Below are 7,356 nucleotides of genomic sequence, written 5' to 3'. Positions count from 1 at the left end.
AATGGCGGAGCGGACGGGACTCGAACCCGCGACCTCCGGCGTGACAGGCCAGCATTCTAACCAGCTGAACTACCGCTCCGCGCTTGAACTTTGCAGGCGCCCAGTATATCCGAAGACTCCCTGGAAACCCAGCCCGATGAACACTTTTTTCAAAGTTTTTTCACAGGGACTTAAGAATTCTGCAATGGCGGAGCGGACGGGACTCGAACCCGCGACCTCCGGCGTGACAGGCCAGCATTCTAACCAGCTGAACTACCGCTCCGCGTTGTTACCTTTTTTGCTTTCAGCCGGCCTGGACCGGGGAGAAAACAAAGCCTCCAGCTTTTGGCCGGAGGCCTCGTTGAATGGCGGAGCGGACGGGACTCGAACCCGCGACCTCCGGCGTGACAGGCCAGCATTCTAACCAGCTGAACTACCGCTCCGCGTTGTTACCTTTTTTGCTTTCAGCCGGCCTGGACCGGGGAGAAAACAAAGCCTCCAGCTTTTGGCCGGAGGCCTCGTTGAATGGCGGAGCGGACGGGACTCGAACCCGCGACCTCCGGCGTGACAGGCCAGCATTCTAACCAGCTGAACTACCGCTCCACACTCAAACTTTTACCGCGGTGCTGTGGTGGGTGCTGAGGGTTTCGAACCCCCGACCCTCTCCGTGTAAAGGAGACGCTCTACCGCTGAGCTAAGCACCCCAGCGAGCCGCTTAGTTTACAGCATCCTTCAGGGCCTTACCAGCCTTGAACGACGGATTCTTCGAAGCAGCGATCTTGATGGTGTCGCCGGTCTTCGGGTTGCGGCCGGTGCGGGCAGCACGGTCGCGGACCTGGAAGGTACCGAAGCCAACCAGGGTGACCGCATCGCCGTCCTTCAGCGCCTTGGTGACGGCAGCAACGACGGCATCGACAGCGCGGCTGGACTCGGCCTTGGTCAGGTCTGCAGCTTCAGCAACGGCATCGATCAATTCGGTCTTGTTCATTCTCTACAACTCCTTTGGCGGTGGGTTCCGCTTATTCGACAGGGAAGCAACCGCACGCGCTCTGCATGCGGCCGCCATGTGGAAACGGTTCGCCGAATTCAGCGATCGCCAGACTGCGATCACTCATTCGCGAGTGCTGCTTTTATACCAGTGGCCCTACCCCCACGCAAGCTGGAAAGCCAGCAACGACGCGGGTTTCGGGCCATTGGACAGCGCGCGTCAATGCTTGACGCGCGCGTTTCCACTCGGTTTGGCCTTGCTGCGCACCGTGACACGTTGCGCACTCTTGCGCGCCTTCTTCGGTGCCAACGGACGCTCCAGCGCCAGGTCCAGGACTTCTTCGATGTACTTCACCGGCACGATCTCCAGATCGCGGGTGACGTTGGCCGGGATGTCGGCCAGGTCCTTGCGGTTCTCCTCGGGAATGATGACCGTGCGGATTCCGCCACGCAGTGCGGCCAGCAGCTTCTCCTTCAGTCCACCGATGGCCGTGACGCGACCACGCAGGGTGATCTCGCCGGTCATCGCCACGTCGGCACGCACCGGCACCTTGGTCAGCATCGATACCAGCGAGGTGACCATCGCCGCGCCGGCACTCGGGCCGTCCTTCGGCGTAGCGCCATCGGGCACATGCAGGTGCACGTCGTGCTTCTGCAGGAAGTCGCTGTCGATGCCGAAGCCGACGGCGCGCGAACGCACCACCGACAGCGCCGCTGAAGCCGATTCCTTCATCACGTTGCCGAGCTGGCCGGTCAGGATCAGCTGGCCCTTGCCCGGCACCAGCGTCGATTCGATCTGCAGCAGATCGCCACCCACCTCGGTCCAGGCCAGGCCGGTGACCAAGCCGATCTCGTTCTCTTCCTCGGCACGGCCGAAGTCGAAGCGACGCACGCCCAGGTACTTGTCCAGGTTCTTGCTGGACACGCTCACCAGCGCCTTCTTCTTCGCGCCCTTCTTCGCCTTCACCGGCTGCGGGCCGGCCAGCGCGATCTCCTTCACCACCTTGCGGCAGATCTTGGCGATCTCGCGTTCCAGGTTGCGCACGCCCGACTCGCGCGTGTAGTAGCGCACGATGTCCTGGATGGCGTCACTGCCGATCTCCAGCTCTTCCGGCTGCAGGCCGTTGGCCTTGACCTGCTTGGGCACCAGGTAACGGGTGGCGATGTTGAGCTTCTCATCCTCGGTGTAGCCGGGGATGCGGATCACTTCCATGCGGTCCAGCAGCGGGCCGGGAATGTTGAGCGAGTTCGAGGTGGCCACGAACATCACTTCAGACAGGTCCAGGTCCACTTCCAGGTAGTGGTCGTTGAACGCGTTGTTCTGCTCAGGGTCGAGCACTTCCAGCAACGCCGAGGACGGATCGCCGCGGAAGTCCATCGACATCTTGTCGATCTCGTCGAGCACGAACAGCGGGTTCTTGCTGCCGACCTTGTTGAGGTTCTGCACGATGCGGCCCGGCATCGAACCGACGTAGGTGCGACGGTGGCCACGGATCTCGGCCTCGTCACGCACGCCGCCCAGCGACATGCGCACGAACTTGCGGTTGGTGGCCTTGGCGATGGACTGTCCCAGCGAGGTCTTGCCCACGCCCGGCGGCCCGACCAGGCACAGGATCGGGCCCTTCATCTGCTTCACGCGCGACTGCACCGCCAGGTATTCAAGGATGCGTTCCTTGACCTTCTCCAGCCCGTAGTGATCGGCATCGAGGGTGTCCTGCGCCACCTTCAGGTCCTTGCGCACCTTGCTGCGCTTCTTCCACGGCACGCCCAGCAACCACTCCAGGTAGTTGCGCACGACAGCCGCTTCGGCCGACATCGGCGACATCTGCTTGAGCTTGTTCAGCTCGTTGCGCGCCTTGGCTTCAACGGCCTTCGGCATGCCGGCCTCGGCGATCTTGCGCGCCAGCTCTTCCAGCTCGCCAGGCGCATCGTCCAGGTCACCCAGTTCCTTCTGGATGGCCTTCATCTGTTCGTTGAGGTAGTACTCGCGCTGGCTCTTCTCCATCTGCGACTTCACGCGGCCGCGGATGCGCTTCTCCATCTGCTGCACGTCGATCTCGCCGTCGACCAGGCCGACCAGCATCTCCAGGCGGTCACCGACGGCCAGCGTTTCCAGCAGGCGCTGCTTGTCGGCCAGGCGCACGCTGATGTGCGCGGCGATGGTGTCGGCCAGGCGCGCCGGCTCATCGATGCCCGACAGCGTCTGCAGCAGTTCCGGCGGCAGCTTGCGGTTGGTCTTCACGTACTGCTCGAACAGCGACATCAGCGAGCGGGCGATCGCCTCGACCTCGCGCGCTTCGCGCTCGTCGCTGGCGTCGATCTCCACGGCCTGGCCGTGCAGCGAGCCGTTGCGCTCGTCAACGTGGGTGACCTGCACGCGCGACAGGCCTTCGACCAGCACCTTGATGGTGCCGTCGGGCAGCTTCAGCAGCTGCAGCACCTGCGCCAGCGTACCGACCTGGTAGAGGTCGGCCGCATGCGGGTCGTCGGTTTCGGCCGACTTCTGCGCCAGCAGCAGGATGCGCTTGTCCGCCTCCATTGCCTGTTCGAGCGCGTGCATGGACTTGTCACGGCCGACGAACAGCGGAATGACCATGTGCGGGAACACCACTACGTCGCGCAGCGGCAGGACCGGCAGGTCGAGGGTTTCACTTGGGGAACGGGCCATGGGGGCTCCAGGGAAGGGGGAAAACCGCCTCCGGGAGGGCATCTTCCGGAGACAAAAAAAGCCGATGGCCCCGTTATGGGGCCATCGGCTTTCAGATGCAAGGCATTCCTTGAAAATCCTTTCCAATCAACAACCTGGAAGAATCACTCGGCGCCTGCGGCCTTCTGTTCAGGGACCGCCGGGGTCTGGTAGATCAGGTACGGCTCGGACTTGTGCTCGATCACCGATTCGTCCACCACCACCTTGCTGACGTTTTCCTGCGACGGCAGGTCGTACATGGTGTCCAGCAGGACCGATTCGACGATGGTGCGCAGGCCACGGGCACCGGTCTTGCGCTTGAGCGCCTTCCTGGCGATGGCCGACAACGCGTCCGGACGGAACTCCAGCTCGACGTTCTCCATCTCGAACAGCTTCTTGAACTGCTTGGTGATGGCGTTCTTCGGCTCGGTCAGGATCTTGATCAGGGCCGGCTCGTCCAGCTCCTCCAGGGTCGCCACCACCGGCAGGCGGCCGACGAACTCCGGAATCAGGCCGAACTTGATCAGGTCTTCCGGCTCGACTTCGGCCAGCACCTTGCCCACTTCCTGCTTGCGCTCGCTGCTCTTCACCTTGGCGCCGAAGCCGATGCTGCCGACGTCGGTGGAACGGGCCTGGATCACCTTGTCCAGCCCGGCGAACGCGCCGCCGCAGATGAACAGGATGTTCTTGGTGTCCACCTGCAGGAATTCCTGCTGCGGATGCTTGCGCCCGCCCTGCGGCGGAACGCTGGCCACGGTGCCTTCGATCAGCTTCAGCAGGGCCTGCTGCACGCCTTCGCCGGACACATCGCGGGTGATCGACGGGTTCTCGCTCTTGCGCGAGATCTTGTCGATTTCATCGATGTAGACGATGCCCTGCTGTGCCTTCTCGACGTCGTAGTCGCACTTCTGCAGCAGCTTCTGGATGATGTTCTCCACGTCCTCGCCCACGTAACCGGCTTCGGTCAGCGTGGTGGCGTCGGCCATGGTGAACGGCACGTTGAGCAGGCGGGCCAGGGTTTCGGCCAGCAGCGTCTTGCCCGAACCGGTCGGGCCGACCAGCAGGATGTTCGACTTCGCCAGTTCGACGTCGTCGTTCTTCTGCCGGCTCTCGATGCGCTTGTAGTGGTTGTACACGGCCACGGCCAGGGTGCGCTTGGCGCGGTTCTGGCCGATCACGTACTGGTCGAGGACCTCGAGGATCTCGCGCGGCTTGGGCAGCGAACTGCGCGCCGACTGCGCCTTTTCCTCAAGTTCCTCACGGATGATGTCGTTGCACAGCTCCACGCACTCATCGCAGATGAATACGCTCGGACCCGCAATCAGCTTGCGCACTTCATGCTGGCTCTTGCCGCAGAAAGAGCAGTAGAGGATCTTGCCGGTGTCCGTGGAACGACCTTGGCGGTCTTCGCTCATGCTTCGCTTACCCAGTTACCCCACCCGCTGAACGGGGGTTCGATTCGAGAATAGCACAGGGCCGAGGGGACACCAGTCCCGCCCGACCCTGCAGGAACGGGGCCTCCCTGGCCCCGTGAAGGCCGGTCAACCGGCCTGGATCGACTCATCCGGACGACGCTCCAGGACCTGGTCGACCAGACCGTAGGCCTGCGCCTCGAAGGCGCTCTTGAAGTTGTCGCGCTCGGTGTCGCGGGCGATCGTCTCCAGCGACTGGCCGGTGTGCTTGGCCAGGATCTCGTTCAGGCGCGAACGCAGGGTCAGGATCTCACGCGCGTGGATGTCGATGTCGGTGGCCTGGCCCTGGTAGCCGCCCAGCGGCTGGTGGATCATCACGCGCGAGTTCGGCAGCGCATAGCGCTTGCCGGCTTCGCCCGCGGCCAGCAGCAGGGCGCCCATCGAGGCGGCCTGGCCGATGCAGGTGGTGCTCACATTCGGCTTGATGTACTGCATGGTGTCGTAGATCGCCATGCCGGCGGTGACCACGCCACCCGGCGAGTTGATGTAGATGTTGATGTCCTTTTCCGGGTTCTCCGATTCCAGGAACAGCAACTGCGCCACCACCACGTTGGCCATGTGATCGTCGATCGGGCCCACGAGGAAGATCAGGCGCTCCTTCAACAGGCGCGAATAGATGTCGTAGGCACGCTCGCCGCGGCTGGTCTGCTCGACCACCATCGGAACCAGGTTCAGGGCTTTGGTTCGGTTGTCCATTACGTGAGGTACCTATCTTGGGGGGCAACAACCCCGCGCCGGCAAAGGCGCGGGGCATCCGGTGATCCGCCGGCTTACTGGCGGATCGCGTCCTGGAACGACAGCTTCTCTTCGGTGTGCTGGGCACGCTCGGCGATCCAGTCGATCACCTGCTCTTCCATCACACGGTTCTGCAGGCCAGACATCAGCTGGGGGTCGTTACGGTACATCTCAATGACCTGCTCCGGCTCTTCGTAGGTCGAGGCGATCAGACGCATCGTTTCGTTCAGGCGCTTGGCTTCCAGGCGCAGGTCGTTGATGCGGGCCACTTCACCGACCAGCAGGCCGACCAGCACGCGCTTGGCGGCGGCGTCCTTGAAGCCTTCGTGGGCATCGGCCGGGATCTCGCCGACGTTCTGGCCGTTGCGGCGCAGCTGCTCGACCTGCTGGGCCAGCATGGCGCGGGCTTCGTTCTCGACCAGGCGCGGCGGCATTTCCACCGACGAGTAGGCCGCGATCAGCTGCTCGCCCACTTCGCGGCGCAGGCGGTTCATCAGCGCGCCCTTCAGCTCACGCTCCAGGTTGGCGCGGATGTCGCTGCGGAACTGCTCGACGTCGCCCCCCTTCACGCCGAAGCTCTTGATGAAGGCTTCGTCGACCGCCGGCACGACCGGCTCGGACACTTCGGCAACCTTGACGGTGACCTGCACGGTCTTGCCGGCCAGCACCGGCACGCGCCAGTCAGCCGGGAACTCGACGTCCAGGGTCTTCTCTTCGCCCTTGGCCAGGCCGACCAGGCCCTTTTCGATGGTGTCGAACATCATGCCCTGGCCGAGCACGATCGAACCCTTCTCGGTGCCCTCGGCCGGCAGGCGCTCTTCGCCGGCCTGCGACCAGGTTTCCACCGCGACCAGGTCGCCGTCCTGCGCGCCACGGCTGACCGGGGCCCAGGTGCGACGCTGGTTCTGCAGGTTCTCGATCATCTGGTCGATGTCGGCGTCGGTGATCTCGGCGGTGTGGCGCACGACGGTCAGCTTGCTGACGTCGATGTCGCCGAAGTCCGGCACCACTTCCACGGTGGCCACGAAGGAGAACTCACCCTCGTCGCCCTTGTCGATGCGCGGGCTGCCGACGACGCGCAGGTCGTGCTCGCGCACGGCCGCGTCGAAGGTCTCGCGCAGCAGGCCGTCCAGCGCCTCGCCACGGACCTGCGCGCCGAAGCGCTGCTCGATCACCTTGGCCGGCACCTTGCCCGGACGGAACCCCTTGATGCGGGTGGTACGGGCGATTTCGCCCAGGCGGCCGGCGATGTGGCTCTGCAGACGCTCTTCCGGCAGCGAGAAGCTCAGGCGGCGTTCCAGGTTGCCGGTGGATTCGATCGAAGCTTGCATGTTGACTCCTGCCACCGGTGGCCCAGGCCCCCGGCTCGATGATTGGGATGAAACGGTTGTTAGGACACGACGTCTGGGACGCGCCTGCTTGCCGCAGCCCTTTAGTTTCGCCCAATTCGGCCTGCACTGCCAGCGCGTGCCGGTCAAGGGGGCGCCGATGGCCCGA

Annotated in this window: 5 protein-coding genes and 5 tRNA genes; all 10 read right to left on the bottom strand. The window is 64.0% G+C overall.

The window, feature by feature from the left end; genetic code table 11:
• Positions 1 to 2 precede the first annotated feature (2 nt).
• Positions 3 to 79: transfer RNA gene (locus tag AC5JLE_RS19505), tRNA-Asp, on the bottom strand.
• A gap of 106 nt (positions 80 to 185) precedes the next feature.
• Positions 186 to 262 (bottom strand) — tRNA-Asp (locus AC5JLE_RS19500).
• 83 nt (positions 263 to 345) lie between these two features.
• Positions 346 to 422, bottom strand: a tRNA-Asp gene (locus AC5JLE_RS19495).
• Between the two features lie 83 nt (positions 423 to 505).
• A tRNA-Asp gene (locus tag AC5JLE_RS19490) sits at positions 506 to 582 on the bottom strand.
• 26 nt (positions 583 to 608) lie between these two features.
• Positions 609 to 683 (bottom strand) — tRNA-Val (locus AC5JLE_RS19485).
• A gap of 11 nt (positions 684 to 694) precedes the next feature.
• Positions 695 to 967, bottom strand: coding sequence for an HU family DNA-binding protein (locus AC5JLE_RS19480; protein WP_004146343.1), 273 nt, complete (start codon positions 965 to 967; stop codon positions 695 to 697).
• A gap of 219 nt (positions 968 to 1,186) precedes the next feature.
• Positions 1,187 to 3,634 (bottom strand): endopeptidase La, encoded by a 2,448-nt coding sequence (gene lon, locus AC5JLE_RS19475; RefSeq protein WP_014646100.1) that lies wholly within the window; start codon positions 3,632 to 3,634, stop codon positions 1,187 to 1,189.
• Between the two features lie 143 nt (positions 3,635 to 3,777).
• Positions 3,778 to 5,067 carry an ATP-dependent Clp protease ATP-binding subunit ClpX gene (gene clpX, locus AC5JLE_RS19470; RefSeq protein WP_014646099.1) on the bottom strand — a complete coding sequence of 430 codons (1,290 nt, stop codon included), beginning with the start codon at positions 5,065 to 5,067 and terminating at the stop codon, positions 3,778 to 3,780.
• A 126-nt stretch (positions 5,068 to 5,193) separates the two neighbouring features.
• Complete coding sequence (clpP, locus tag AC5JLE_RS19465) at positions 5,194 to 5,820, bottom strand: ATP-dependent Clp endopeptidase proteolytic subunit ClpP (protein WP_019659528.1); 627 nt, start codon at positions 5,818 to 5,820, stop codon at positions 5,194 to 5,196.
• Positions 5,821 to 5,894: 74 nt separating this feature from the next.
• A complete protein-coding gene (gene tig, locus AC5JLE_RS19460) occupies positions 5,895 to 7,190 on the bottom strand; it encodes a trigger factor (protein ID WP_032961818.1) in 1,296 nt (431 codons plus the stop codon).
• Between the last annotated feature and the right edge of the window lie 166 nt (positions 7,191 to 7,356).

The sequence above is a fragment of the Stenotrophomonas sp. genome, assembly GCF_059505245.1.
Note: the sequence above shows the minus strand (reverse complement) of the source record. Positions and strands in the feature narration are given on the sequence as shown.